General features: G+C 65.2%; 23 protein-coding genes. 8 read left to right on the forward strand and 15 right to left on the reverse strand.

Annotated elements, in window-relative coordinates; translation table 11 throughout:
- Window positions 1-17: 17 nt before the first annotated feature.
- The 4 genes from ACOEQ1_RS15970 to ACOEQ1_RS15985 form a co-directional block, all read right to left on the reverse strand.
- The gene (locus ACOEQ1_RS15970) at window positions 18-617 is read right to left on the reverse strand and encodes a PIN domain-containing protein (RefSeq protein ID WP_419760221.1); all 600 of its coding nucleotides are present in this window, start codon (window positions 615-617) and stop codon (window positions 18-20) included.
- Window positions 618-620: 3 nt separating this feature from the next.
- On the reverse strand, window positions 621-1,091 hold the full coding sequence (locus ACOEQ1_RS15975) for an excisionase family DNA-binding protein (protein WP_419760222.1): 471 nt from the start codon (window positions 1,089-1,091) through the stop codon (window positions 621-623).
- A 147-nt stretch (window positions 1,092-1,238) separates the two neighbouring features.
- A complete protein-coding gene (gene ilvD, locus ACOEQ1_RS15980; protein WP_419760223.1) occupies window positions 1,239-3,113 on the reverse strand; it encodes a dihydroxy-acid dehydratase in 1,875 nt (624 codons plus the stop codon).
- Between the two features lie 130 nt (window positions 3,114-3,243).
- Window positions 3,244-3,474 (reverse strand): dodecin, encoded by a 231-nt coding sequence (locus tag ACOEQ1_RS15985; RefSeq protein ID WP_419760224.1) that lies wholly within the window; start codon window positions 3,472-3,474, stop codon window positions 3,244-3,246.
- Between the two features lie 114 nt (window positions 3,475-3,588).
- Here ACOEQ1_RS15985 and ACOEQ1_RS15990 point away from each other — a divergent pair, with 114 nt between their 5' ends.
- The 3 genes from ACOEQ1_RS15990 (at window position 3,589) to ACOEQ1_RS16000 (ending at window position 9,716) form a co-directional block, all read left to right on the forward strand.
- A complete protein-coding gene (locus tag ACOEQ1_RS15990) occupies window positions 3,589-4,914 on the forward strand; it encodes a hypothetical protein (RefSeq protein WP_419760225.1) in 1,326 nt (441 codons plus the stop codon).
- An 11-nt stretch (window positions 4,915-4,925) separates the two neighbouring features.
- The gene (locus ACOEQ1_RS15995; RefSeq protein ID WP_419760226.1) at window positions 4,926-5,573 is read left to right on the forward strand and encodes an isochorismatase family cysteine hydrolase; all 648 of its coding nucleotides are present in this window, start codon (window positions 4,926-4,928) and stop codon (window positions 5,571-5,573) included.
- Between the two features lie 222 nt (window positions 5,574-5,795).
- Window positions 5,796-9,716, forward strand: a complete 3,921-nt coding sequence (locus ACOEQ1_RS16000; protein ID WP_419760227.1) for a glycosyltransferase — start codon at window positions 5,796-5,798, stop codon at window positions 9,714-9,716.
- Here the strand turns inward: ACOEQ1_RS16000 and ACOEQ1_RS16005 are convergent.
- Entirely contained in the window at window positions 9,711-11,120 is a 1,410-nt protein-coding gene (locus ACOEQ1_RS16005; RefSeq protein ID WP_419760228.1) for a cytochrome P450, read from the reverse strand. The two genes, ACOEQ1_RS16000 and ACOEQ1_RS16005, sit on opposite strands and share 6 nt — an antisense overlap.
- A 162-nt stretch (window positions 11,121-11,282) precedes the next feature.
- Between ACOEQ1_RS16005 and ACOEQ1_RS16010 the strand changes: the two genes are divergently transcribed.
- Both ACOEQ1_RS16010 and ACOEQ1_RS16015 read left to right on the forward strand, forming a co-directional pair.
- Window positions 11,283-11,708 (forward strand): OsmC family protein, encoded by a 426-nt coding sequence (locus ACOEQ1_RS16010; protein ID WP_419760229.1) that lies wholly within the window; start codon window positions 11,283-11,285, stop codon window positions 11,706-11,708.
- Window positions 11,709-12,328: 620 nt separating this feature from the next.
- Complete coding sequence (locus ACOEQ1_RS16015; RefSeq protein ID WP_419760230.1) at window positions 12,329-12,769, forward strand: hypothetical protein; 441 nt, start codon at window positions 12,329-12,331, stop codon at window positions 12,767-12,769.
- A 100-nt stretch (window positions 12,770-12,869) separates the two neighbouring features.
- On the opposite strand, the gene ACOEQ1_RS16020 is transcribed toward ACOEQ1_RS16015, so the two are convergent.
- The 5 genes from ACOEQ1_RS16020 to ACOEQ1_RS16040 all read right to left on the reverse strand — a co-directional run bounded on the left by ACOEQ1_RS16020 (window position 12,870) and on the right by ACOEQ1_RS16040 (window position 17,257).
- Window positions 12,870-13,751, reverse strand: a complete 882-nt coding sequence (locus ACOEQ1_RS16020; RefSeq protein WP_419760231.1) for a universal stress protein — start codon at window positions 13,749-13,751, stop codon at window positions 12,870-12,872.
- Between the two features lie 25 nt (window positions 13,752-13,776).
- Window positions 13,777-14,238 carry a ribonuclease HI gene (gene rnhA / locus ACOEQ1_RS16025; protein ID WP_419760232.1) on the reverse strand — a complete coding sequence of 154 codons (462 nt, stop codon included), beginning with the start codon at window positions 14,236-14,238 and terminating at the stop codon, window positions 13,777-13,779.
- Window positions 14,228-15,187, reverse strand: a complete 960-nt coding sequence (locus tag ACOEQ1_RS16030; RefSeq protein ID WP_419760233.1) for a homoserine kinase — start codon at window positions 15,185-15,187, stop codon at window positions 14,228-14,230. The genes rnhA and ACOEQ1_RS16030 overlap by 11 nt, the downstream gene beginning before the upstream one ends.
- 151 nt (window positions 15,188-15,338) lie before the next feature.
- Complete coding sequence (locus ACOEQ1_RS16035) at window positions 15,339-16,646, reverse strand: DEAD/DEAH box helicase (protein WP_419760234.1); 1,308 nt, start codon at window positions 16,644-16,646, stop codon at window positions 15,339-15,341.
- Between the two features lie 224 nt (window positions 16,647-16,870).
- Window positions 16,871-17,257, reverse strand: a complete 387-nt coding sequence (locus tag ACOEQ1_RS16040) for an MAPEG family protein (protein ID WP_419760235.1) — start codon at window positions 17,255-17,257, stop codon at window positions 16,871-16,873.
- 127 nt (window positions 17,258-17,384) lie between these two features.
- On the opposite strand from ACOEQ1_RS16040, the gene ACOEQ1_RS16045 reads away from it, so the two are divergent.
- Window positions 17,385-18,179 carry a CDP-diacylglycerol diphosphatase gene (locus tag ACOEQ1_RS16045; protein ID WP_419760236.1) on the forward strand — a complete coding sequence of 265 codons (795 nt, stop codon included), beginning with the start codon at window positions 17,385-17,387 and terminating at the stop codon, window positions 18,177-18,179.
- On the opposite strand, the gene ACOEQ1_RS16050 is transcribed toward ACOEQ1_RS16045, so the two are convergent.
- From ACOEQ1_RS16050 to ACOEQ1_RS16070, 5 genes are read right to left on the reverse strand one after another with little or no spacing between them, the layout of a single operon-like run.
- Window positions 18,143-18,910, reverse strand: coding sequence for an ABC transporter permease (locus ACOEQ1_RS16050; protein WP_419760237.1), 768 nt, complete (start codon window positions 18,908-18,910; stop codon window positions 18,143-18,145). The genes ACOEQ1_RS16045 and ACOEQ1_RS16050 overlap by 37 nt on opposite strands.
- A complete protein-coding gene (locus ACOEQ1_RS16055) occupies window positions 18,907-19,650 on the reverse strand; it encodes an ABC transporter ATP-binding protein (RefSeq protein ID WP_419760238.1) in 744 nt (247 codons plus the stop codon). The genes ACOEQ1_RS16050 and ACOEQ1_RS16055 overlap by 4 nt, the downstream gene beginning before the upstream one ends.
- Window positions 19,650-20,333 carry a TenA family protein gene (locus tag ACOEQ1_RS16060; protein ID WP_419760239.1) on the reverse strand — a complete coding sequence of 228 codons (684 nt, stop codon included), beginning with the start codon at window positions 20,331-20,333 and terminating at the stop codon, window positions 19,650-19,652. The genes ACOEQ1_RS16055 and ACOEQ1_RS16060 overlap by 1 nt, the downstream gene beginning before the upstream one ends.
- A gap of 3 nt (window positions 20,334-20,336) precedes the next feature.
- Window positions 20,337-21,281: an ABC transporter substrate-binding protein gene (locus tag ACOEQ1_RS16065; protein WP_419760240.1), complete on the reverse strand. Its 945-nt coding sequence runs from the start codon at window positions 21,279-21,281 to the stop codon at window positions 20,337-20,339.
- 39 nt (window positions 21,282-21,320) lie between these two features.
- The gene (locus tag ACOEQ1_RS16070) at window positions 21,321-22,754 is read right to left on the reverse strand and encodes a DHA2 family efflux MFS transporter permease subunit (RefSeq protein ID WP_419760241.1); all 1,434 of its coding nucleotides are present in this window, start codon (window positions 22,752-22,754) and stop codon (window positions 21,321-21,323) included.
- Between the two features lie 144 nt (window positions 22,755-22,898).
- On the opposite strand from ACOEQ1_RS16070, the gene ACOEQ1_RS16075 reads away from it, so the two are divergent.
- On the forward strand, window positions 22,899-24,212 hold the full coding sequence (locus ACOEQ1_RS16075; RefSeq protein ID WP_419760242.1) for an amidase: 1,314 nt from the start codon (window positions 22,899-22,901) through the stop codon (window positions 24,210-24,212).
- Window positions 24,213-24,221: 9 nt separating this feature from the next.
- Entirely contained in the window at window positions 24,222-24,908 is a 687-nt protein-coding gene (locus ACOEQ1_RS16080) for an isochorismatase family protein (protein WP_419760243.1), read from the forward strand.
- Window positions 24,909-24,912: the final 4 nt, after the last annotated feature.

Here is a 24,912-nt window from a genome sequence, read left to right on the forward strand (position 1 = left end):
ATGAAGCTAACAACGCCTCAAGCGCCGTACGCCGATAGGCTAGGCCGGAGGAGATCGGCTGTTGCCGTTAGCCCCACGTCTTCCAGACGCAGCAGGAGCGCCTCCGGCGTGAGTTCCGGCTTCTTCGAGCGTAAGCGCATCCTCTCGATTGCGGTCAAGGCCCTCGGAAGATCGAGGTCAACAGTATCCGCGATGAAGTCGTCGGCCGTTTTAGCAAGGAGGTTGAACCGGCGCAGGATATGCTCGGGAAAGTGCCTGAGATTATCGGTAACGATGACGGCGGCCTGAGTTTTAACGGCGGCCGCAATGACATGCAGGTCGTTAGGATCGGGCAGGTCGGCGATCGAGATGAGGTTGTCGAAATCCTCGACCAAACTGTCCTCGAAAGCTTTTTGCATCATTAGTCGTGAGTGCTTGGCGTCGATTTTGGCTTTGTCGTCTGAGTAGCCTTTCCGAACGCGTATGCCGTGAATGGCCGCCTCGGCTTCATCCAATATCCGGTTGGACCAGCGCACCCGGAAAAACTCAGCTTCCGCAAGAGAGAGGATGAGATCTCGCTTCAGCACCCCCGCTAACACGCAAGCATCCACGAGCGCAGTGAAGCGGTTGGCAAACACCGACTAAATCAGGTCCGCATCGAGCTCCGCCAGCTCGGACAGAGCCTCGGCACGCGTTTGGTCTCTCTGGGCCTTGTAGCGGAAGAGATCCTCCGCCTTGATCCTGCGATGTCGGCCCGTCGTCGTGAAACCGATGGCGCCGCGTTCCAGTAGCTGGATGAGAAACGGCCGCGAGACATTCAGGATATCGGCGGCCTGCTGCGTGGTCAGCATCTGGGTGATCGGCACGAGCGTGACCGCGTCGCCCCGCTCGATGTAGCGGAGCAGCTCGAGAAGCAGAGTGGACAGACCTTCCGTCAGAATGACATCGGCCGGTTTGCCGTGCTCACCTGTCACCTTGATTCTGGTGTCTTCGCCACCTTGAGCTGCGATGATGCGCCGAAGCTGGGTGGCGCTCGCGCGCTCTGTTTCGGAGGGCAGACGCGCCCCTAACCGCTGGCCGCCCACGGCCCGGGCAGATGCTGGCATCGTCATGGTGCTGTCCCTAATTGCAACTCGGTATAGGCACGTTGAGCCGGTAAACGCAATATTCGAAACGCAACCATGCATAGAGGTGGCAGGCCAGACCGGCTGCTAAGACAAATGCGGAGTTTGCTGGCGTGTTCGGTTCGACTCTCTGCCTTAGCGCCGCTCGACCTGCGAAACGTCACGCACCGCGCCGCGTGACGCGCTCGTCGCCATCGCGGCGTAGGCCCGCAAGGCAGGGGACACGACCCGCTCTCGGCTCTCCGGCTTCCAGGCCGCAGAGCCCCGCGCCTCCATCGCTGTCCGCCGATGCGCCAGCTCCTCATCCGTCAGATCAGCGCGAAGGATGCGGTTGGGAATGTCGATGTCGATTCTGTCGCCATTCCGGAGCAGCCCGATCGCCCCACCCTCCGCCGCTTCCGGCGAAACGTGCCCGATGGAAAGTCCTGACGTGCCGCCCGAGAAGCGTCCGTCCGTCACCAGGGCGCATAGCTTGCCGAGGCCCTTCGACTTCAGATAGCTCGTCGGATACAGCATCTCCTGCATCCCCGGCCCACCCTTCGGCCCCTCATAGCGGATTAGCACGACCTCGCCCGCCTGCACCTCGTTGCCGAGAATACCGGCGACCGCCGCGTCCTGGCTCTCGTAGAGCCGCACAGGCCCCGAGAAGACGAGGTTGGAGGCATCGACGCCCGCCGTCTTCACAATCGCACCCTCGAGCGCGATGTTGCCGTAGAGCACTGCGAGGCCGCCGTCCTTGCTGAAGGCGTGCTCCACGTCACGGATGACGCCCCCGGCGCGATCGGCGTCGAGTTCCGCGAAGCGCTGGTCCTGGCTGAAGGCGACCGTTGTGCGAACCCCGCCCGGCGCCGCGCGGTAGAGCATGCCGGCGGTGCCCTCCGGATCGCGCGCCGACGCGATGTCCCAGCGCTCAAGCGCCGCGCCCATGCTGGCGCTGTGAACCGTCGGGGGGTCTGAGTGCAGCAGACCCGCGCGGTTCAGCTCGCCGAGCAACGCCATGATGCCACCGGCGCGATGGACATCCTCCATGTGGACGTTCGGCACCGAGGGCGAGACTTTGCAGAGGTTCGGCACGCGGCGGGAAAGCCGGTCGATGTCGGCCATGGTGAACGGCAGCCCGGCTTCCTGAGCCGCCGCCAGCAGGTGCAGCACCGTGTTGGTGGAGCCGCCCATGGCGATGTCCAGCGACATCGCGTTCTCGAACGCCTTCATCGCGGCGATGGTCCGCGGCAAAGCCGAAGCGTCATCCTGCTCGTACCAGCGACGAGCCAGATCGACAATCACCCAGCCCGCTTCCACGAACAGCTTGCGGCGGTCGGCATGGGTCGCGAGCAGGCTGCCGTTGCCGGGCAGAGAGAGACCCAAAGCCTCGGTGAGGCAGTTCATCGAATTGGCCGTGAACATGCCGGAGCAGGACCCGCAGGTCGGACAGGCCGACCGCTCCTGCTCCTCTGACTCGGCGTCCGAAACGCGGGGATCGGCCGCCGCGACCATCGCGGTGATGAGATCGGCGCGCTTGACCACAGCAGCGCCGCCGGTGCCGTCCGACCGGATCTTGCCGGCCTCCATCGGACCGCCGGAGACGAAGACGGTCGGGATGTTCAGCCGCATCGCCGCCATCAGCATGCCCGGCGTGATCTTGTCGCAGTTCGAGATGCAGACGAGCGCGTCGGCGCAATGCGCCTCGACCATGTACTCGACGGCGTCGGCGATCAGCTCCCGCGAGGGCAGGCTGTAGAGCATGCCTGCATGGCCCATTGCGATGCCGTCATCGACCGCGATCGTGTTGAATTCCTTGGCGACGCCACCGGCCTTCTGGATCTCGCCGGCGACGAGTTGGCCAAGATCCTTGAGGTGGACGTGGCCGGGCACGAACTGCGTGAAGGAATTGGCGATGGCGATGATGGGCTTGCCGAAATCCCCGTCCGTCATGCCCGTTGCGCGCCAGAGGGCGCGGGCGCCTGCCATGTTGCGGCCATGGGTGGTTGTGCGGGAACGGTAGGCTGGCATCGGCGTGGTCCTCGATCTTGCAATCAGCAACGCGGTTGATTGTTAACCTACGCCGCTCACTCGCGTTGCGCGAGCCGTTACGGCCTGCGGACCAGGAAACTCTGCCGCCCGCAAGCCTGATGAACGGCGCTCAGGGCTCGAGGTGGACGTTCTCGTCCTCGACCGAGAAGCCGATCTTCATCGTCACCTGATAGTAGTGGACGCGCCCGTTCTCGACCTGGCCGCGGGTCTCGACGACCTGGAACCAGCGGATGTGCCGGATAGTCGATGACGCTTTGGTGATAGCGGACTGGATGGCGTCCTCGATGCTCGTCTCGGAGGATCCGACGACTTCAATGAGGCGGTACACGTGGTCGGTCATGGTCGGTGCTCTTGTGCTTGGGGGTTGTTATCCAGCGCCTCCATCTTGGGTGGCAGCCAGGAAGCTCAACCACTGGCTTGCGCTGCGCCAGGAATGCCTCAAGATCGTTGACGGTTGAGCGGAGGCGCCACGTTGCGGCAGGAAGAACTCGTCTTCGTCGGCATTTGCGATCTCGCGGGACTGGTTCGCGGCAAAGGCTTCCCTGCGGCGGAGCTGGAAGCCCGGCTGCGGCAGGGCGTCGGGCTGACAGCCTCCAACATCATGATCTCGGCCTTCGGCTCTATCCTGGCGACGCCTTTCGGCACGATGGGCGACCTCGTCATGATGCCCGACCGTGAGGCCGTGGTGCAGGTGCCTTTCGACGAGGGCGCGGCGGAGCATTTCTACCTCGCCGATCTGCAGGAGCTGGATGGCAGGCCCTGGTCCTGCTGCCCTCGGGACTTTCTGCGGCGTGCGCTCACGGCGCTGGAGGCGGAAACGGGGCTGGTCGTGAAGACGGCCTTCGAGCAGGAATTCGTCTACACCGGCGTCAAGGATCGCCCCGGCGCTTCCTACGCACTCGACTCGTTTCGCCGCCAGGGCATTTTTGGAGAAAGCCTGACTGGGGCGCTGCGGGCGGCCGGGCTGACGCCGGACAGCTTCCTTCCCGAATACGGGCCGCGCCAGTTCGAGGTTACGGTGAAGCCGACCGTCGGGCTGCGGGCAGCCGATGAGGCCGTCATCACACGGGAGATGGTGCGATCGGTCGCCGAACGGCTTGGCCACCGGGCGATCCTGTCGCCGGTCATCAACACCGATGGCATCGGCAACGGCACGCACATCCACTTCAGTCTCTGGGACCAGGAGGGGTTGCCAGTGTCGCGCGACGCGACAGCGCCCTATGGCATCTCGACCCGGATCGCGCCCTTCGTCGCCGGCGTGCTGCACCACCTGCCGGCGATCACCGCGATCACCGCACCCTCGGTTGCATCGTATTACCGGCTGCAACCCAATCGCTGGGCGCCGGTCTGGGCGTTTCTCGGTCGCCAGGACCGCGGCGCCGCCCTGCGCGTCTCCCCCGTTTTTCAGGGCGCCGAGGCCCGTGCCGACGCGCAGTTCAATATCGAGTATCGCGTGGCGGATGCCGCGGCGAGCCCCTATCTCGCCTTGGGCGCCATCATCCACGCCGGGCTCGACGGGATCCGCGGCGGTATGACCTTGCCGCCGGAGCAACCCGAATTTTGGGCTATGACGGCCGCCGCCCGCGCCGATGCGGGCATCGACGAACTGCCCCGGTCGCTTGCCCAGGCGCTCGATCTGCTGGCGGCGACCGAGGCGGCGCGCGGCTGGTTCGGGCCGGAGTTCTTCGCGGCCTACCTCCAGTTCAAGCGGTCGGAGATCGAGGCGCTCGCGGACCTGGAGCCCTCGGACATCTGCGACCGCTACGCCGCCATCTACTGAGGACTGCACCCATGAGGACCTACGGCCTGAGCCGGGACGTGCCGGTGGTGCTGGGCAAGACGGCGTTGCTGTTCATCGATGTGCAGAACTACGTCATGCCCGGCGGCGGCGAATATGCCGGGCTTGATGAGGCCGAGGTGGCAGCGCGCTACGGGTATTTCTTTACCGAAATGGAGACACGTGGCCTGCCCAACATGCAGCGGCTGCAGGCGGCCTGCCGCGCGAAGGGCATCGAGGTGCTTTATACGGTCATCGAAAGCCTGACGCAGAACGGACGTGATCTGAGCCTCGACTACAAGATCAGCGGGTTATTCTGTCCGCGTGGCTCGCGAGACGCTCAGGTGGTCGACGCCCTGGCGCCGGGCCCGGACGAGATCGTCATCGGCAAGACCTCCTCGTCGGTGTTCATCTCCACGAACCTGCATTACGTGCTGGGCAATCTCGGGGTGCGCCATCTGATCCTCGCCGGCGGGCTGACCGACCAGTGCGTCGACTCCGCAGTGCGGGATGCCTGCGATCTAGGCTATCTGGTGACGGTGCCGGTCGATGCCTGCGTCACGCAGAGCCAGCAGCGTCACGACACTGCGTTGGCCAACAACAAAGGCTATTGCCGTCAGGTAACGACATCTAGCCTCGTCTCTGAGATCGACGGACTTTAGCATCCGGCGCTGGCTCCGGCCGCCTGAAGTTTGCCCGAAGACGCGGCCTGAGGCGGATACACTTTAACGGGATGTTTACGCTCTCCGGTTAAGGTTGCCTTGTCGAACCAATCCACACGTCGTGCCCCAACCAAATCAACGGATCGGATATGCTGAGTTGTCGTGTCGAAGATGACATGGCCAAGCGTGTGCCGATGCCGCCTCAAGCCAGGTGCGTCAGCCATGAAGATCGAGCCCAACGCCAAGATCACCCGCCCGCGCCTGACCAAGGGCGCGTCCTCGGCGTCCGCGCCGGCCAGGGCCTCTCCAGGCGATCCCTCATCAGTTGCTCCTCTGACCGCAGCGCCAATTCCCGACGCGGTGGCGGCGATTGCCACACCGGACGGCCTACCTGCGGCGGGGGATCAGCGTGACGAGCCGGATTTCTCCTCCGGCTTTTATGTCGCCTTCTATGCGGACCTGCGGGACAAGACCGCGAAAGAAGCCGAAATCCATTGGCGGACGCTGGGTAAAGGCGAAGGAAGGTTCGGTAGCGCCCAGCAGGTCATCGACGATTTCGCGGCAAAGGGGAAGCACCTGCCGAATGATTTCGATGCCGGTCTCTACCGCCTTTTTCTCAGCCGCTCCATGCGCGGCGCCATCAAATGCGATCTCGATGCGGCCGCCCACTACCTCGCGGTCGGTCGTGCCGCCGGCAACCGGTACAAGCCTGAAGATCCGGCGTTCTTCAACGCGCTCTATTTCGACGAGGGCTCTTCTTACAGCCGGATGCTGCTCGCGGCGGTGCGGCGTGAAGAAGCCGACATCGACCAGTCTGCAGCGGCCTTGTTCGCCCGCATCGGCATCCGGTCGACCGGATTTCTGAGCATCTTCGAAGTCTCCGACTACATTTGCCTGAATACGAATCTGGGCCTGCAAAACCGGGCGCACTGTCTACACCATTTCGCGGAACACGGGCTCCGCGAACTCGGCCCGGTCGCGCTCGACTACACCTTCGATGCGGAGTTTTACCGCGCGACCAATCGCGAGATCGCGGCGCTCTCCGATCGGGAAGCGTATCGTCATTGGCTCAATATCGGTCTCGACAGGGGCGAGACCCCGAATGCGGGCCGGTTCCTGCACAAGCTCGGCCTCCTCGAGATTGGCCATTATCCACCCGGCTTCGTCGCCGAGATCTACGCGGCCGCCAATCCGGATCTCGCCGAGCGGATTGCCGGAAAGTGGCGGCTACTGCAGCATTGCATCAGCAACGGCATCGCCGAACGGCGGCCCGGATGCCAGCTCTCGCGCGAGAACGTGGACGTCTTCCGCGCCGCCGCGGACCTGCAGGCCATGGAAGGACGTCTCGAAGCGGCGCGAGGGATCTACCAGGATGTTCTGGCGCTCGAGCCTAGTCACGTCCTCGGTCTTCGTCATTTTGCGGACTGCCTTCTGCGGATCGGGGACTGGTTCAACGCCGCGGCTCTCTATGAGGAGACGATCAAGTCGAACCTCAGCACGGTCTGGACCTACCTCAACCTCGCGACCTGCTATCTGAACCTCAAGCGCTGGCGCGAGGCGGCGGCTGCCTTGTTGCCCATCCAGCAGCGAAACGCCGGAGATCTCGGTATCCGCACGCGTCTGCGCGAGGTCTGCCGCGCGGGGTTCGAGGCGATGCGTCATGAGGCCGCCTGGCTCGCTGAAAACGGGTTCGAGCGCCAAGCCCGCCTGCGCATGGCGGAGGCGGTGGAGCTTTTGGCGCTGCCGGTTGAAACTGCGCCAACGGGGCTTGCTTATGCGAGGAGCGACATCGGCACGATCGCGATCGTGGCCGATACCGGCCTGCCGCAGTGCCGCTTCTATCGCCTGGACCAGAAGCTCGCCCAGCTCGGCCTGCTCGGAATCGAGGCGGAACTCTTCGACTTCCGTGACGACCTTGCCGATTTCCACCAACGGCTGCCCTCGTTGCAGGCGGTCATCTTCTACCGCGTCCCGGCGACGCCCGAGATCGTCGACGCGATCGATGCAGTCCGACGTGCGGAACTGCCAAGCTTCTACGAAATCGACGATCTCATGTTCGAGGATGAGCACTTCCCGGACAGTTTCGAGAGCTACGGCGGGCAGATTTCCCGCGGCCTCTACGCCACGCTGGTGACGGGGAGCGCGGCACTACGGACGGCGATGGGGTTGTGCGACTACGCGCTGGCCTCGACTGCGCCGCTGGCCGAGCGGATGGCGCAGGTGGTGCGCAGCGGCCAAGCCTTCGTTCACCGCAATGCTCTGCATGCGCCGCATGAAAAGATGATGGGAGCACTTCCGGCGCGCAAGGACGACGGCACCATCCGCCTTTTCTATGGCACCGGAACCCGCGCCCATAACGAGGATTTCGAGCAGCACCTGACCCCGGCCCTGGCGCGCATACTGGCCGAGTTTCCGGCGGTGAAGCTGGTCATCGTCGGCTATCTCTCGCTACCGCCCAGCCTCGCCGGTTATGGCGACCAGATCATGCTCATCCCTCCGGTCTGGGAAATCGAGGCCTATTGGCGGATCCTGGCCGGAATGGACATCAACCTCGCCGTGCTCAAGCCGGGGCCGGTCGCGGACTGCAAGAGCGAGATCAAGTGGCTTGAAGCGGCGATGCTGGGGATCCCGTCGGTCGTTACGCCGACCGAAACCTACCGCACGTCCGTCTCCGACGGGGAGACCGGGCTCTTCGCAACAACCCCGGAAGATTGGTATCGGGCGATCCGCCGCCTCGTCGTCAACCAGAAGGAGCGGAGACGGATGGGCGCCGCGGCGCAGGTCGCGGTGCGCGACGCCTACTCTGTGCCCGCCATGGCGCGCAACCTGCGCTCCATCCTGGCCGGCGTGACCGAGGCGCCGGCGGCCGAGTCCGTCAGAAAGCGTGTTCTAGTCGTCAACGTCTTCTTTCCGCCGCAGGCGCTGGGCGGCGCCACGCGCGTTGTCTCGGACAACGTGCTGGATCTCCATCGGCTGTACGGCGATGAGCTTGAAATAGAGGTCTTCACGGCAATCGAGGGCTCCGTACAACCCTATCGCCTGTCGACCTATCTCTGGAACGGCATCCGCGTCACCGGCGTGACGACGCCGGACGAACCGGACATCGACACGCGCATCGCCGATGAACAAATGGGTGTTGCGTTTGCAGGCTGCCTCGATCGGTTTCGTCCCGACATCATCCACTTTCACTGCATCCAGCGGTTGACGCTGACGGTCTGCGAGGTGGCGAAGGCCCGGCGTATCCCGTACTACGTGACCGTGCATGACGGCTGGTGGATTTCGGACAAGCAGTTTCTTGTCGATAGCTGTGGCGCGCTGGACCTTTACGACTACACAGAGCCGATGGCCGAACTGGCGCGGCATGGCGCCCGTCGCTTCATCCGCATGACGCATTGCGCGGAGGCCCTCTCCGGTGCGGTCAAGGTGTTTGCGGTCTCCAGCCGTTTTGGCGAGCTTTATGAGCGGTGCGGGGTGCAGAACGTCGCTGTTACCGAAAACGGCGTCCCCGCTGTCACCGTGACGCCACGGAGCGTCTCGCCGGCCGGCCGGGTGCGGCTGGCTCACGTCGGGGGCGTCTCCCTGCACAAGGGCTACAATGTCTTCAAAGCCGCCGTCATGCAGTCGCGTTTCGAGAACCTGGAAATCCTGATCGTCGACCACGCGCTGCAGCGTGGCATCGAACATCGGTCGACCTGGGGCACGACGCCCGTGTGCTTTCGCGGCAAGTTGCCGCAGGCGGAGGTCGCCGATCTCTACAAGGATATCGATGTGCTCGTGGCGCCCTCCGTCTGGCCTGAAAGCTACGGGCTCGTCGTGCGCGAGGCCCTCCAGGCCGGCTGCTGGGTCGTTGCCTCCGATCGTGGAGCGGTCGCTCAGGACGTCGATGCGGGCTGCGGTCACATCGTCTCCGTCGACACCTATCATGAGCTGCAGGAGATCCTGCAGAGCATCGACGCTCAGCCCGCGCGTTATCTCGGGCCGATTGAAACGCGGCCGGTCCTGAGGCGGGCGGTGGATCAGGCCATCGAACTCGCGGCTATCTATCTGGACGCGACGCCGGCGCCCTCTCGGGAGAGCGAGCCGCGGATCGTGGCATTGCCTCGGCACCGCATAGCGGCGTTGGCCACGCAGGGCTCTCTATAGGCTAGAGGCCCGCCGCCGGGTCAGGATGAAGGAGACCGGACGATCGGGCTGCGTGGTGACCCGGCCTATCGGCTGCATACCGCGATCACCCGCGACATCGACGTGGAAACTCTGCATCAGCCTTGCCAGCACGAGGACGCCCTCTGTGATTGCGAACTGGGCGCCGACGCAGATGCGCGGACCTGCGCCGAAGGGCAGATAGGTGTAGCGGTCCGGCGGCGGCGCCCCGGGCAGAAAGCGAGCCGGGTCGAAGACTTCCGGCTCGCGCCAATGCGCTCGGTGCCGGTGCACCACCCACGGCGAGATGCTCACCACCGTTCCGGGCGCGATCGCGTGATCCAGGATGCGGTCCGCTTCCTTTGCGACGCGGACGATAAGGAAGGCCGGCGGGTAGAGCCGCAGCACCTCGTCGAAGAAGGCGCGCGTATAGACCAGTTTCTTCAACGCCTCCGCCGCGACGGCAGGCGACAGATCGACGGTCCGCACCTCCTCGGCAATCTGCGCCTGAAGGGCGGGCAGCTTGGCCGCGATGTAGCAGGCCCAGAACAGAGCGGTGGAAGTCGTTTCATGCCCGGCGATGATCATCGTCGAGACCTCGTCCCGTAGCTCGTCATGGTCGAAACCGGCGCCGGTCTCAGGGTCCCGTGCCATGTCCAGCATGTCGAACAGATCGCGCGGGGCGTGTTCGGGAGGCGGCCCGAGGGTCCGGCGCATGGCGATGATGCGATCCATCATGTCCGTCCACTGGCCCCGGAACCGCGCCCTCGCCCGATCCTGCGGCGAGCGCATGCCGGCCGGCAGCAGCAGATCGAACAGATCGGGCCGGGTATGATTGAGCCCGTACTCCATCAGATTGTCCCGCATCTCGCGGCTGAAGCTGGAGGACTCCAGCGAGAACATGGAATGCGCCGCGATCCGCAGCGCCAGACGCTGCAAATGGCCGAGGAGTTCGACGAGGCCGAACTCACGGCCGAGTTCCGCGACTGTCTCCTCGGCTATGGTCATCACGTGCCCGGCAAGCACCGGCATCATTCTCGGCGCCATTGCGGGTGCGATCGCACGCCGGCGATGCCGCCACGCCTCGCCCGAGGCTAGAAACAGACCCCCGCCGAGCAGCGGCTCCAGGATGCGCATCGTGCTCGCATTGCGCTCGTAATTTTCGGCGTTGGCGACCAGGACTTGGCGGATGCCAGCGGGATCGTTCAGCAAGACCTGCGGGCGGCCGAGGAAGGTCCCGGGCAGGATGCCGTCTGTGTAAGCCGGCTCACCCCATAACTCGAGCAGGTTGCGCCTCAGGACGAGGAAGTCCTCCAACTGCGACCGGCGGCGCTGCGGTCGTGCCGGTTGCGGTAGAACGATCTGTCTTGGGTGGGTAACGCTCGCGGGGCGCATAACGCTCGACATGGCAACAACGCCCTTCCCTGGCTCGGTAGCGCATGATCCGGTGGACACGGAGGACCTATACGCGGCAACTCAGTTGCCGGTGACTGGTCCGCCATGGGTTCTGCCTTGCAAGCACTAAAGCGCCCGCCCACGTGACCGGCTCCACCATAGGAGACGACGCCCATGAAAACGACAGGATCGGCCGTTTGGGAAGGCGGCATCAAAGATGGCAAAGGTGCCATTTCAACCCATAGCGGCGCGTTGAAAGCCTATCCCTATGGCTTCGCCAGCCGGTTCGAAGGCAAGCCCGGGACCAATCCCGAAGAACTTATCGGCGCGGCCCACGCAGGCTGCTTCACCATGGCGCTATCGCTCATCCTGGGAGAAGCAAAGCTGACCGCAACTCACATGGAGACAACCGCCGCTGTCACACTCGATAAAGTCGATGATGGGTTCGCAATTACCGCGGTTCATCTGACGCTTGAGGCCCGCATTCCGGGCGCCGATCAGGCACAATTCGAAGAACTAGCGGGCAAGGCGAAAGCCGGCTGTCCGGTCTCTAAGCTTCTTAACGCCACTATAACTTTGGACGCCAAGCTGCTCGACTGACCGGCCGTCGAGACGCCGGCACCTCATCCGAGGTGCCGGCTTATTCCACTCGGAGTTCAGTTCCCGGCAGCGGTGCCGCTGACCTTGCCCATGCCGGAACCGGTGCCCGGCTGTGCGCCGGTCGGGTTGGCAAGCTGAGCGCCTGCCGAGTCGGGGCTTACCTTCCGGACCATGCCGGTCTTCGTACCACTGTTTTTGGTCGGTGGGATGACAGCGGTAGAGGATGTCCCGCCTGCAACGGAACCTGTGGTCGTGGTGGCCGTGGAGGTCGTGCTCTGGGCGACGGCTGCGGTCATAGACAGCGGCGCTACGAGAAGTAAAGACGACAACAAAAGAGAATGAAGACGGCGCATATGACAATCCTGTTTCACTGGCAGCGGGCGATCCCGACGCTTCGTGAAATAATTGGGGTGCCGACGACTTAATGCGACTGTACAACACCCTCAAGTTTACGTTGGCGCGATGGGCCGATCGGACGGCGCCGGGACCCGCTCGAACGAGCGGCCCTGTCGCCCCGACCACGCTGCGTCGCCTGTAGCGAGAGGTAGCGTTCTAGGCAGTATCCCCCACAATCGAACTTCTCTAAACCTCGGTTTCAGCCTGTATGAGGAGACGCCTTCATGGCCAAATCACCCGGCCCGTCGAAAGGTAAGGCAGCCGCGCCCGCTCAGTTCGACATGAACAGTCGGGAGCGAAAGGGCGGCAAAGGCCGTCCGGGCGGCCCCGGCGGTGGAGGTGGGCGAGGCCGCGACGAAAAGCGGCCGCCCGCACGGATCGTGACACTGCCGCCCGCCGTGGTCGACCGCGGTGATGGCTGGATCATCGAGAAGGTCGGCCGTGTCGATCAGGCCTCCCACGCGCCCATGGGCGCCGAATACCGTCTGGTCTTCAACGGCCATGACCCGCTGGTGTTCGATTATCTCGGCGCCGCCCGCGAACGCGCCAAGGAGCCGCCACCGGAGAAGGCAGCCGCCGAGGATGTTGCGGCTGCCGTCGTGCCCGAGGCGCCTGAAGACGAAGCCCCGTCTCGGGAAGCCGGGGTCGACGGAGAAGGGGTCTGACAACAGGGGACCTTCCCCTGGCCGGTTGCGGAGGCCGGTCGTGCCGCGGCCCGAACGAGATGCTGGCCATCCGCAAGCGTCCAGCTGCCGTCCGCCGTCGTCAGGCGGAGATCAAGATCGGAACGGCGCTATTATGATACGCATACTGCGTATTGCCTCCGATGAGGATCTCCAATGCCCTGGAGTTGCTGTAGGCCCCCATGCAGATGAGCGTCGCTCCTGTCTCCTGGGCGTACGTGAGGAGTGATGACGCTACCCGGGACGGATCATGCGTCACGATCTTGCAGCGAGCCGTGATCCCGTTGCAGCGCAAGTAGTCCACAATCTCGTCCTCATGCGCGGCGACTTCCTCGGATGCCACGCATCTGAACACGGTCACCTGCGAGCAGGCCTCCAGCAAGGGCATTGCCAGCCCGACGGTCCGGGAGACCTGAAGGCCGCCGTCCCAGGCCAGAATCGAGTGGTCCAGAATATCGCGAGAAGTCTGAGCCTGAGCAGGAACGATCAGGATGGCTCGTCCGCTCGTCATGAGAACGACCTTGTTGAGTTCTCGCTCTTGCTGCGTGGTCCTTCTGTCGGGCTGGCCGATGACGATCAGGTCGGTAGCACGCGCGTGTCTCACGAGGTTTGAAGGTCCCTCATTCGTCAGCACCTCGACGCGACATGACGGAGCACCCCCGTGCTTCATCCCGTCGAGCTTCGAGCCCATGGAACGAACGCCCCTTTCGACAGCCCACTTGTTCACCAGTGCCGCTACCGCGTCCGCCGAGGGTCTTTCTCTGTCCCAATTCTCCTCGGCCATCTCGAGCACTTTGTCGTTCAGGATCGGATCGCCTTCGACGGACGAAGGATCTGTGGCGGCATGCACGAAGATGACGTCGATCCTCGAATGGAACCGGTCAGCGACCGACAAGGCGCGGTCAAGCTTGAACTCCAACAGCCTGACATCGAAGACTGGAACAATGATCCGCCCGAAGGGCATCGCGGTAACCCCCTTAGGTCATCCTTCAACAAGCCGCTGTCAGTTTTGCGCGCGCCTGCGTCGCGAGCACATCGGCCCGCTCATTCATGGCGTCGCCGGAATGGCCCCGAACCCAGCGCCAATCGATCTCGTGCTTCTGGGCCGCCGCCAGGATCCGCTGCCAGAGATCGATGTTCGCCACCGGATCGCCCGCCGCGTTGCGCCACCGCCGCCTGACCCACCCCGTCGTCCACCGCGTGATGCCGTTGCGCAAATACTCGCTGTCCGTGTGCAGGACGACCGTGCAGGGCCGGGTGAGGGCTTCCAATGCCTCCGCCGCCGCGGTCAGCTCCATGCGGTTGTTCGTGGTCGCCGCCTCGGCACCGCTCAACTCCCGCTCGGCCGTGCCGAAACGCAGGATCGCCGACCATCCGCCGGGGCCGGGGTTCGGCTTGCACCCGCCGTCGGTCCAGATCTCGACTGTGCGTCCCTCGGTTTCATCCGACATAGGCGGAGAGGCCCCTGGCATGACGGTGGAAGCGCAGCTTGCGGAGGTATTCGACCGGATCCTTGGGCGTCACCAGAGCGCCTGCCGGCGTGTTGAGCCAGTCATACAGCCGCGTCAGTAGAAAACGGAGCGCCGCGCCCTGCGCCAGGATCGGCATTGCATCCGCCTCAGCGACAGTCAGCGGCCGCACGCTCTGATATCCCGAGATCAGGGCCCGGCCACGGGTCACGTTGAAGGCGCCGTCCTGCTCGAAGCACCAGGCGTTGAGGCAGATGGCGAGGTCGTAGGCCAGCAGGTCGGTCGCCGCGAAGTAGAAGTCGATGAGGCCCGAGATCCGCTGGTCGAGGAAGAAGACGTTGTCGGGGAACAGATCGGCATGGATCTGGCCTTCCGGCAGGTCCTGAGGCCAGTCGCCGAGCAGCCGGTCCAACACCCGCGACAGTTCTTCCCCAAGGTCCGGCGCCACTTCATCGGCGCGGCCGAGGCTCCGCTCCAGCAGAGGGCGCCACCCGGCGGGACCGAGGCCGTTCACGCGACGGGGCGCGTAGCTCTCGCCGGCTGCATGCAGGCGTGCCAGGGCAACGCCCAGCGGCGAGCAATGGGCCACCTGCGGGCGACGCGGCCAGACGCCCGGCAGGAAGGTCGTGATGGCGGCGTGACGCCCGGCCAGCATGCGAAGGGCATTGCCATCCTGGCCACGGACCGGCTGCGGGCAGGTGACGCCCTGCCCTGCCAGATGCTCCATCAGCCCGAGGAACCAGGGAAGGTCCGCCGGATCGACCCGTTTCTCATAGAGCGTCAGGATGAAATCGCCGGTTGTCGTGCGCAGCATGTAGTTGCTGTTCTCGACGCCCTCCGCGATGCCACGGAACGCCACCGCCTCGCCGATGTCATAGAGGCTGAGGAACGCGCTCAACGCGTCGTCGGCGACTTCTGTGTAGACGGCCATCAGTAAAGAACTCAACGGTTGAAGAACGTCTCTCTCCTACGAACGGCGCTGGCCCAAGACCAGAGAGAAACGGCGCGCTACGGACCCGACATGAAAAAGCCGCGGCTGGCAGGACCAGACGCGGCTTCGATCACGACAAAAACTTAAGGCTTCAGGCGGCCTTGTTCTGGCGCGGACGACGGCCGGAGCCTGAACGGCGGCCGCGGCGCTTCGGGCGGTCCTGGTCTGCCAGGCCACCTTCGCGCGGAGCTTGCGGTGCGGTGGGACGCATCGGCAGGATGTCTGCCGGTTGCCCGCCCGTGGAGGAGACCGGATGCGGCCCCGCCACATGCATGACGACGCCCGTCAGCCGCTGGATCGCGCGCAGGAACGCCTGCTCAGTGGGATCGCAGAAGGCATAGGCGATGCCGGAGGCGCCGGCCCGTGCCGTGCGGCCGATGCGATGCACGTAGCTCTCGGGCTCGTTCGGCAACTCGTAGTTGATGACATGCGTGATGCCGGTCACGTGGATGCCGCGCGCGGCGAGATCGGTCGCGACCAGAACCCTGGCCTGTCCGGTCTTGAACAGCTCCAGGCTACGCTGGCGCGCATTCTGGCTTTTGTTGCCGTGCATGGCTTCCGCGGGAATGCCGGCGCCCTCCAGATGCTCGGCGACCTTGTCGGCGCCGCGCTTGGTGCGGGTGAACACGATCACACGCGCCATCTCGGGGTTCCGCAGCAGGTTGACCAGCAGGTGCTTCTTGCCGCCGGCGTCTGTGAAGTAGACGTGCTGCTCGATCTTGTCGGGCGTCGCCGTTTCAGCCTGCACCTGGACCCGCACCGGGTCGTTCAGCAGGCTCGAGGCAAGCTTGCCCACCTCCGCCGGCATCGTGGCCGAGAAGAGCATCGACTGGCGCTTGGCAGGAAGCGACGCCATGATCGTGCGGATGTCCCGGATGAAGCCGAGGTCCAGCATCTGGTCGCCCTCGTCGAGGACGAAATGCGTGACCTGGTCGAGCAGCAGTTCCCGTGTGCTCATGAGATCCTTGATGCGGCCCGGCGTGCCGACGACGATGTCGGTGCCGCGCTGCATGCGCTGGACCTGAGGCGTACGGCCGACACCGCCGAGGATGACGACGGTGCGGAGCCCCGTGCCCGCCGAGAAGCGGCGGATGCTCTCGTCGATCTGCAAGGCAAGCTCACGCGTCGGCGCCAGGATCAGCACCCGCGTGCCGTAGGGACGCAGACGGCCCCGGTCGTTCAGCAGATGCTGGATGATCGGCAGGGCGAAGGCGCCGGTTTTGCCGGTGCCGGTCTGGGCCACGCCGAGCAGGTCCCGCCCGGCCAGAAGCTGGGGAATGGCGCCCGCCTGGATGGGTGTCGGCGCGGTATAACCAAGCGCCAGGACAGCGCGCTGGATCGGCTCGCTGAGCCCCAGGGAGGCGAAGCTGTCGGTCGTGGTGGTCGGAATTTCAGTCAAAAGAGTCTCCACGCCGCCCGGACGCTCGTCGGGGCGGTTCGTGCCCTTGCTCCCCGCGCGATGCGGAGTGGAACAGGTAAGAAGGAGATCGTTCGGAAAAAGATGATACCCGAAGCCGCTCCGTTTGCCGGATGCAACTATCGAACGAGGATCACCGTTCGCGCATCTCGCGAACAATCATGGCAGCCTGATACCGCAGCGCAGCAAGAGAATCAACGAATATCTTACGCAACGCCGATAAGCATCAGCACGATGCCGCCGATCGCGACAACCCATACAAGCGATCGCACCACCGGAACACCGGCAACGTAGAGGGGCCAGTAGACGACCCGACCCCAGAAGTAGAGGTTCGCGCCGATCACCGTCAGCGCGGAGTGGCGGTTGAGTACTTGTCCGACCAGGACAAGAGCGACGAAGAAGACGTAGGTTTCCTTGAAGTTGGAGAAGGCGCGGATGACGCGGCCGCCGACGCCATCGATCGGCTTCTGGTCGTCGCGGGCGCTCCGGCTGAAGTGGGAGCCGCGCTGGCTCATCACGGCCGTGCCGGTGGCCAAGCATTGCAACAGGCCGATCACCACGGACCAGAGCAGCAGCTTCATCTCAAATGTCATTGTCTGGGAATCCTGTCAGGGCAGTACTGTCCGGAAGATGATGCTCGACCGGAAGCGGTAACAGGACAGAGGCAGTTCCCTGGGTTAAAGTTGAACGCGTGAGAGCCGGAGGCCGGTCGAGGTGAGGATGGCGCTGGACTGGATGCGAGGCGTGATCGCGGCGCTCGCCGTTATCGGCGCCATGTTGCCCATCGTCTTCCTTGGCGCCGCCACCGACCCGGACATCCTGTGGAAGATCGTCCATGGCCGGTGCGTGGCCGATGAGACCAGGTTCGGCCACGCCGCGCCCTGCGCCGTCGTCGACCTCGCAGCAGGTTTCGCGGTGCTGAAGGATATCGTGGGCAAGACCCAGTATCTGCTCATCCCGACCACGCGCATCACCGGCATCGAAAGCCCGGCGGTGCTTGACCCGGCGACGCCCAACTATTTCGCCGACGCCTGGAACGAGACCAATCTGGTCGATGCACGGCTGGGGAAGACGCTGCCGAGGCAGGACCTCAGCCTCGCGATCAACGCCATCACGGGCCGCACGCAGGACCAGTTCCATATCCATATCGATTGCATCCGGGCCGACGTGCGGGCTGCCCTCGCCCAGCATGCGGCGTCCGTGGGGCGGAACTGGGCGCCGTTTCCAGTCCCGCTAGCGGGCGCCGACTACCGCGCGATCCGGATCGATGGATCGTCCCTGAACGCCGATCCTTTTACGCTTCTCGCCGATGGCGAGCCCGGCGCGCGGGCAGCGATGGGCATGCATACGCTCGTGCTGGCGGGTGAGACCTTCGCGGGCGGCGAGCCGGGTTTCATCCTGCTTGACAACCACGCCGACCCGGCAACGGGCGACATGGGCAATGGCGAGGCCCTCCAGGACCACACCTGCCAGGTGGGTCACTCACCGGCCGTCGTGGTGTCCGGCGCCCAATAGAGGAGACGCTTGAGCACGCGGTCGACGATCACCCACAGCAGGATCGCAACCACGGCCAGCACGAAGAGCGCCGCGAACATGACATCGGTCTGCACGCGCGCATTGGCGTTCATCATGACGTAGCCGAGGCCGGCCGAGGAGCCGACCCACTCGCCGATGATCGCGCCGATAGGGGCGATCGCGGCCGCGACCCGCAAGCCGGCTCCGAACGAGGGCAGCGCTGCCATGAGGCGCACATGGCGCAGAACGGCCCATGGCGTTGCGTCCATGGTGCGCGCCAGATCGAGCCAGCCGATATCGGTGCGACGCAACCCGTCGAAGAATGACGCGGTGATGGGGAAGAAGATCACCAGCACCGCCATCACCACCTTCGAGCTGATGCCGAAGCCGAACCACAGCACCAGCAGCGGCGCGAGGGCGAATACCGGCAGCGCCTGACTGAGCAGCAGCAGCGGCATCAGCCAGCGTTGCAGCACGCGCGAGAAGACCATGGCGAGAGCCAGGCCGCCGCCGAGCAGAGTGCCGATGACGAGGCCGAGCAGGATCTCCGCGAGCGTCGTCAGCGTGCTCCAGAACAGGAGGGGCGCCTGCGCCACCATGGCGTGGGCAACCGAGGCAGGGTCCGGCAGCATGAAGGCAGGAATGCCGGTGAAGCGCGTGATGCACCACCAGGCGAGAACCAGCCCCGCCATGGTGACCAGCGGCCGAAGGATCGGCTGGACGTGCCTCATCCCGCCTCGGCCGCCACGAGGGCGCGCATCAGCTGGCCTTGAGTACGCAGCAGATCGGGATCATCCAAGGCGCGCGGAACGCGGCCTGCCACGGTGATAGGCGCACCCAGCACTGCCGGATTCCCAGCCAGCACCACGAGCCGGTGGCCGAGCCGGCAAGCTTCCATGGGATCATGGGTAATCAGCAGGACGGTGCGGCCGTGCAGCAACTCTGCCGCCAGTTCCTGGATGCGCGCGCGGGTGACGGCGTCGAGCGCTGAGAAGGGTTCGTCCATCAGCACGATCGGCCGGTTCTCGTAGAGCGTTCGCGCCAAGGCCGTGCGCTGCCGCATGCCGCCTGAAAGCTCCATTGGCAGGGCGCGCGTGTGGTCGGCGAGGCCCACACGCTGCAGAAGAGTATGGGCGCGCGCCGTGTCCGGCTTCTCGCGCCGCAGCCGGCTGCCCAACATGACGTTGTCGATGACGCGCAGCCAGGGATAGAGCAGATCGGTCTGGCCCATATAAGCGATACGGCCGGCTAGCGGTCCGCCGTCGCTGGCGTGGACGGCGCCCTGGTGGGCGGGGGCGAGACCGGCGAGGATCTTCAACAGGCTGCTCTTGCCGACGCCGCTGGTGCCGAGCAGCGCCATGATGCGGCCGCCGGGGATGTCCAGCGACAGGTTCTCAAAGATCGTCCGAGTGCCGTAGCGAAGCGTCAGCCCCTCGATATGGATGCCTGGGCAGCGTTCACCCTGGTCCATCAAGGGGGCCAGCCGATCCCCCAGAAGGCAGCCTCCAGCATTGTGGCAGTTTGGAAAGTCTTCAGCAGCGAGGGGTAGCGCGCCTCGGCGCCACGTCGCTGACCCAGCGCCTCCAGCGTGTCGATCGCAGCGGTTACGGCCTCGCGATACTCGGGCGCGGCATAGGCTTCGATCCACGGCGCATAGGGATTGCCCGCGAGCACAGTACTAGGGTCGGCCAGCATCCACTGCGCGATCTCGGCGTAGCCGACGATACAGGGGGCGAGCGCCACGTCGAGATCGAGCTTGTCCCCGGCCAGACCGCGCTCCAGGAAGAAGCGGGTATAGGCGATCATCCGCATGTCCTCGGGGGCGGCGGCCATGTCTTCTTCGGTGAGGCCCCATTCGGCGCAGTAGGCGATGTGGAGCGGCATCTCCACGTCCAGGATCGCCGCCATGATCTTCGAGGCGGCGCGTATCTCTACCAGCGTCTCGCCCTTGTAGGCCCCGAGCGCGTAACCCCGCGCGTATTGGATCAGGTAGAGGTAGTCCTGGATCAGGTAGCGGCGAAACCCGTCGAGCGGCAGGGTGCCGAGGGCGAGCGCCTCGAGGAACGGGTGGCGCGTGTAGAGCGCCCAGGCCTCGCCAGCGTCGCGCCGCAAACGTCCGAACAGGCCGCGGTCGAGATCGATGTCGAGCACCATCGGTCAGGGCTGCTTCAGCTGCACGGCATAGTCTGAGAGCGGCAGCTGCTTCGCGATCAGATGGTTGGAGAACATGAAGGTCTCATAGGTCCGGTACCGGGCATCGTCGAGCCGGAACGGGTCCTGCGCGAAGTAGGAGACCGTCTGGAACCACGCCGTCTTGTTGAGGGTGTTGTCGAGATCCGGGTGATCCTTCGCAAAGCTTGCCCACATCGCATCCGGATGGGCGACGAGATAGGCGGTGCCGAGCTGCACGGCGGCGAGAAAGCGGGCGATGCGCGGATCGCTCACCCGGTTCTTGTTCGCCAGGATGATGAGTTCGTCATCCATCGGCACGCCGTAATCCTGCGGCGAGAAGATGATGGGCGTGGCGCCCTTCTCGGTTAGCTCGTTATCCTCGAAGTTGCGGTAGGTGCCGATGACCCCGTCCACCTGATGCGCCAGCAGGGACGTCACGAGGGCGAAGTTCACGTTGACCATCGTGACATCCGACAGCGACAGCCCGACATGCTGCAGCATGGTGCCGACAAGCGCGTCCTCGACGCCGCTGACCGAATAGCCGATCCGCTTGCCCTTGAAGTCCTTCATCGTCTTGATGCCGCTGCCGGCGAGCGCCGTCAGCGTATTCAGCGGCTTGTCGATCAGCGTGCCGACGCGCACGACCGGCAGGCCCGCATCCACCAGCAGATAGAGCTGCGGCTGATAGCTGAGTGCGAGGTCACCCTTCCCGGCGGCCACCTCGCGCGGGGGCATGCTGGGATCGGCCGGGGCGATGAAGCGCACGTCCAGACCCTCTTTCTGGTAGGCGCCGATATATTGCGCGACGAACAGGGGCGCGTGGTCCGGGTTGACGAACCAGTCGAGCAGGACCGTCAGCTTGTCGTTCGCCTGCGCCATAGACGTCGCGCAGAGCAGGAAGATGACGGCGAAACCGAATTTGCGCAGCAAGAGCCTACTCCAACTGAAAGGACCGTCAGCGCCAGTATCCTAAGCGTTCGCGCGGCGATAGCCGCTGACGGCAGAACCGGTTTCAGGTTTCAGCATCAGGAAGCCCGGGATGGAGACGAGCGTCACCACCGCCATGACCAGAAACACGTGGTGGAAGGTCTCGACGGACAACCCAGCGGCGCTTCGGCCGAAAGTTTTCAGCAAGACGGCGGCGAGCGCGACGCCGAGGCCCATGGTGAGCTGCTGTGCGACACCTGAGAAGGATGTGCTCCGGCTGAGCTGGTCGGGCCGGGTCTCGACGAAGCTGACCGTGTTCAGCGTGGTGAACTGCAGACCGCGGCCGATGCCCGAGAGGAGCACCCAGACCAGAATGGTCCAGTCCGGCGTGCCCATCCCCACCAGAGCAAAGCCGGCGACGCAGAGGGCGCTGTAGACGGCGTTCAGCGCCAGCAACCGGCCGAAGCCCAGCCGCCGCAGCATCCGGCTGACAAGGGGCCGGATGAGGAGGGTGCCGAAACTTCCGATGAAGGTGATCAGGCCGGAGTGGATGGGGCTGTAGCCAAAGCCGAGCTGCAGCATCAGCGGCAGCAGAAACGACACCGAGTTGAGTCCGATCCGGCTGATGCCGCCCGACAGGACGCCGACGCGGAAGGATGGGATGCGCAACAGCCGCAGGTCGAGCGCGGGATGGCCGAGGCCCCGCATGTATCGCGCGTAGAGCCCGAAGATGACGACGGCGGCGAGGAACAGCAGGCCGGCCAGAGGCAATGTGGCCCGCTCGCCAAGGCACTGGATGGCGATCTGCAGCAGAACGAGGGCGGCGCCCGTCATCAGGAAGCCCGGCATGTCGAAGCGTGGCGGGCTGGCGAGCCGCTGTTCGCACACGAAGCGCCACGCGGCCACCATGCCGATCAGCCCCACCGGCAGGTTCACGAGGAAAATCCAGCGCCAGCCGAAGTAGTGCGTGATGAGTCCGCCAAGGATGGGGCCAAGCGTCGGCCCGATGATGAGCGGCATGGTGAAGTAGGTCATCGCGCGCACCAGCTCGCGCTTGGGGAAGGAGCGCAGGAGGATGAGCCGGCCAACCGGGGTCATCATGGCGCCGCCCACTCCCTGCAGCACCCGCATGGCGATCAGCGACCAAAAGCTGGGAGCCGCTCCGCAGCACAGCGAGCCCAGGGTGAACAACCCGAGCGCCGTGACGAAGGTCCGCCGCATGCCGAAGCGGTCGGCGACCCAGCCGCTCACCGGGATGAAAACCGCGAGGCTGATGAGGTAGGCGGTGATGGCGAGGTTCAGGGAGATGGCGCTGCGGCCGAAGCTTGCTGCCATGCTGGGCAAGGCCGTCGTGATGACGGTGGTGTCGATCTGCTCCATCATGAAGGCGACAGCCACGGTCATCGGTATCAGGAGGCGAAGCAAACCTTCCGGCGCCTCCACCTCGGCCGGCGCCTGACCTGCGTGGTCAAGCATTCGGCGCGCCGAACGATAGTAAGTGGGGCGGCATGGTCGCACCTCGAAAGCGCGTGGCATGATGAATAGGATATCGCCGATTCGATGTCGTCTTGTTATGACATCTTTACGCTGGATGACACCAGCGCTGAGGAGCGATACGCCATGCCTGTAGCACCCTTGACTGATCTTCTCGCCATTCCTGCGCGTCATCTGCCTGCCCGTATCGCGGCCGGCGACACCACTGCGGAAGCTGTGACCGCCGCCTATCTCGGCCGCATTGCGGCGGTCGAGCCGGACATCCGCGCGTGGGCGCATCTTGTCCCCGAACAGGCGAGTGCCGAGGCAAGGCTGCGGGATCGCGAGGCCACTGGGCTCATGCGAGGGGTTCCGGTAGCGGTGAAGGACGTCTTCGACACGCATGATCTGCCAACGGCCTATGGATCGGCGGCTTATCCCGCCGACAACCAGCCGCCGCGCGATGCCGCCGCCGTGGCGGTGATCCGGGCCGCGGGCGCGGTCGTGCTCGGCAAGACCGTGACCACCGAGTTTGCGGGCTTCGACCCTGGGCCGACGCAGCATCCGCGGCGTCCGGGCACAACCCCCGGCGGTTCGTCTTCCGGTTCGGCAGCGGCGGTGGCCAGCGGCATGGCGCCGCTCGGCTTCGGCACGCAGACCTCGGGCTCGATCATCCGGCCGGCGGCCTTCTGCGGCGTAGCAGGCTTCAAGCCGACCTTCGGATTGCTCGACCGGACGGGGGTGAAGGCCCTCGCCGACAGTCTCGATACCGTCGGACTGCTGGCGCGGGATGTGCGCGATCTGGCGTTCTTTGCGGCCGTGCTGCGGGGCGATCCCGGCTGGGCGGTCGCGGACGGACCGCAACCGCCGCCTCGTCTGGCCGTGTTCCGCACCCCCGTCTGGCACCGGGCCGAGCCCGCGAGCCAGCAGGCGGTCGAGGCCGCGGCCACTGCGGCGGCGCAGGCCGGTGCGACGTTGGTGGAGTTCGACGACCCTGACGACTTCGAGGCTCTGCTGGCGGCGCACGACGCGGTCATGCGGTGGGAGGTGCCGCGCGCCCTTGCCCACGAGCGTCTCGCCCATCTCGACAGGCTGCGCCCGAAGACGCGCACCCTCGTGGAGCCGACGCCGCCGGCCTCCGCCGCGGAACATCTGGCGGCGCTGACGATCGCCGCGGTCGCGCGGGTGAGGTGGAACATGGCCTTGCGGGGCCTTGGGCTCGACGGGATTCTGACGTTGGCCGCGCCGGGCGAGGCGCCTGCCGGTCTGGGCAGCACGGGCGACGCCATGTTCAACCGGGTGTGGACGCTGCTCTACCTGCCCTGCGTCGCGGTGCCGGCCGGCGACGGGCGAGGTGGCCTTCCTGTCGGCGTGCAGCTGGTCGGCGCCTGGGGCGAGGATGCGCGAACCCTCGCCGCCGCCGCCTTCGTTGAAGACGCACTACTCCGATCGATGAGGTGAACTGCAGACATGGAAACATCCGGCAAGACGGCCAGGGAGATGTTCGCCGAACTGCGCGCCGATCCGCGCCGTCGCCGGTTCGGATTTGGGGTCAGGCCTATGCTGGTCAACGTCGATTGGCAGAACGCCTACACGGCGGTCGATGAGTTCGTCACGGCCTATGACAACGATCCCCGCGCCTTCGACTACGTCAACGAACTGGCCGATCTTGCGCGGGCGCGGCGCTTGCCGGTGCTGTGGACCTACGTCGCCTACCGGCCGGACGGCGCCGACTGCGGCGTCTTCGGGTGCCGGGACAACACGCCGGATTCGCTGCGGAACGTCAGACGCGGAGAGCGGCGGGCCGCTCTCGATGAGAGACTTCGCATCGATCCGGAACTAGACCACATCGTCAACAAGCTCATGCCGTCCGCGTTTCACGAAACCAGCCTGGCATCGCTGCTGGTCCATTACGGCTGCGACACCGTGATCGTGACCGGTGGCTCGACATCGGGTTGCGTCCGCGCCACGGTGGTGGACAGCCTCTCTCGCGGCTACCGAACGATTGTCCCCGAGGAATGCGTGGCCGACCTGCATGAGAGCCCGCATTTCGCCAACCTCTATGACATGCACAAGAAATACGCGGATGTTCTGCCGGTGGCTGAGGTTCTCGATTACTACCGCAGCGGCCTCGGCCTGCAACTCGCGCCGGCATAGGACA

It is taken from the genome of Acidisoma sp., from assembly GCF_965199065.1.
Classification (GTDB): Bacteria; Pseudomonadota; Alphaproteobacteria; order Acetobacterales; family Acetobacteraceae; genus Acidisoma.

Coding starts and splice junctions, on each gene's coding strand:
- ACOEQ1_RS16000 (WP_419760227.1), top strand. CDS start 5,796: ATGAAGATCGAGCCCAACGCCAAGATCACCCGCCCGCGCCTGACCAAG.
- ACOEQ1_RS15975 (WP_419760222.1), bottom strand. CDS start 1,091: ATGACGATGCCAGCATCTGCCCGGGCCGTGGGCGGCCAGCGGTTAGGG.
- ACOEQ1_RS16010 (WP_419760229.1), top strand. CDS start 11,283: ATGAAAACGACAGGATCGGCCGTTTGGGAAGGCGGCATCAAAGATGGC.
- ACOEQ1_RS16075 (WP_419760242.1), top strand. CDS start 22,899: ATGCCTGTAGCACCCTTGACTGATCTTCTCGCCATTCCTGCGCGTCAT.
- ACOEQ1_RS16050 (WP_419760237.1), bottom strand. CDS start 18,910: ATGAGGCACGTCCAGCCGATCCTTCGGCCGCTGGTCACCATGGCGGGG.
- ACOEQ1_RS15995 (WP_419760226.1), top strand. CDS start 4,926: ATGAGGACCTACGGCCTGAGCCGGGACGTGCCGGTGGTGCTGGGCAAG.
- ACOEQ1_RS16005 (WP_419760228.1), bottom strand. CDS start 11,120: ATGTCGAGCGTTATGCGCCCCGCGAGCGTTACCCACCCAAGACAGATC.
- ACOEQ1_RS16045 (WP_419760236.1), top strand. CDS start 17,385: ATGGCGCTGGACTGGATGCGAGGCGTGATCGCGGCGCTCGCCGTTATC.
- ilvD (WP_419760223.1), bottom strand. CDS start 3,113: ATGCCAGCCTACCGTTCCCGCACAACCACCCATGGCCGCAACATGGCA.
- ACOEQ1_RS16080 (WP_419760243.1), top strand. CDS start 24,222: ATGGAAACATCCGGCAAGACGGCCAGGGAGATGTTCGCCGAACTGCGC.
- ACOEQ1_RS16040 (WP_419760235.1), bottom strand. CDS start 17,257: ATGACATTTGAGATGAAGCTGCTGCTCTGGTCCGTGGTGATCGGCCTG.
- ACOEQ1_RS16060 (WP_419760239.1), bottom strand. CDS start 20,333: ATGGTGCTCGACATCGATCTCGACCGCGGCCTGTTCGGACGTTTGCGG.
- ACOEQ1_RS15985 (WP_419760224.1), bottom strand. CDS start 3,474: ATGACCGACCACGTGTACCGCCTCATTGAAGTCGTCGGATCCTCCGAG.
- rnhA (WP_419760232.1), bottom strand. CDS start 14,238: ATGTCGGATGAAACCGAGGGACGCACAGTCGAGATCTGGACCGACGGC.
- ACOEQ1_RS16070 (WP_419760241.1), bottom strand. CDS start 22,754: ATGCTTGACCACGCAGGTCAGGCGCCGGCCGAGGTGGAGGCGCCGGAA.
- ACOEQ1_RS16055 (WP_419760238.1), bottom strand. CDS start 19,650: ATGGACCAGGGTGAACGCTGCCCAGGCATCCATATCGAGGGGCTGACG.
- ACOEQ1_RS16015 (WP_419760230.1), top strand. CDS start 12,329: ATGGCCAAATCACCCGGCCCGTCGAAAGGTAAGGCAGCCGCGCCCGCT.
- ACOEQ1_RS16030 (WP_419760233.1), bottom strand. CDS start 15,187: ATGGCCGTCTACACAGAAGTCGCCGACGACGCGTTGAGCGCGTTCCTC.
- ACOEQ1_RS16020 (WP_419760231.1), bottom strand. CDS start 13,751: ATGCCCTTCGGGCGGATCATTGTTCCAGTCTTCGATGTCAGGCTGTTG.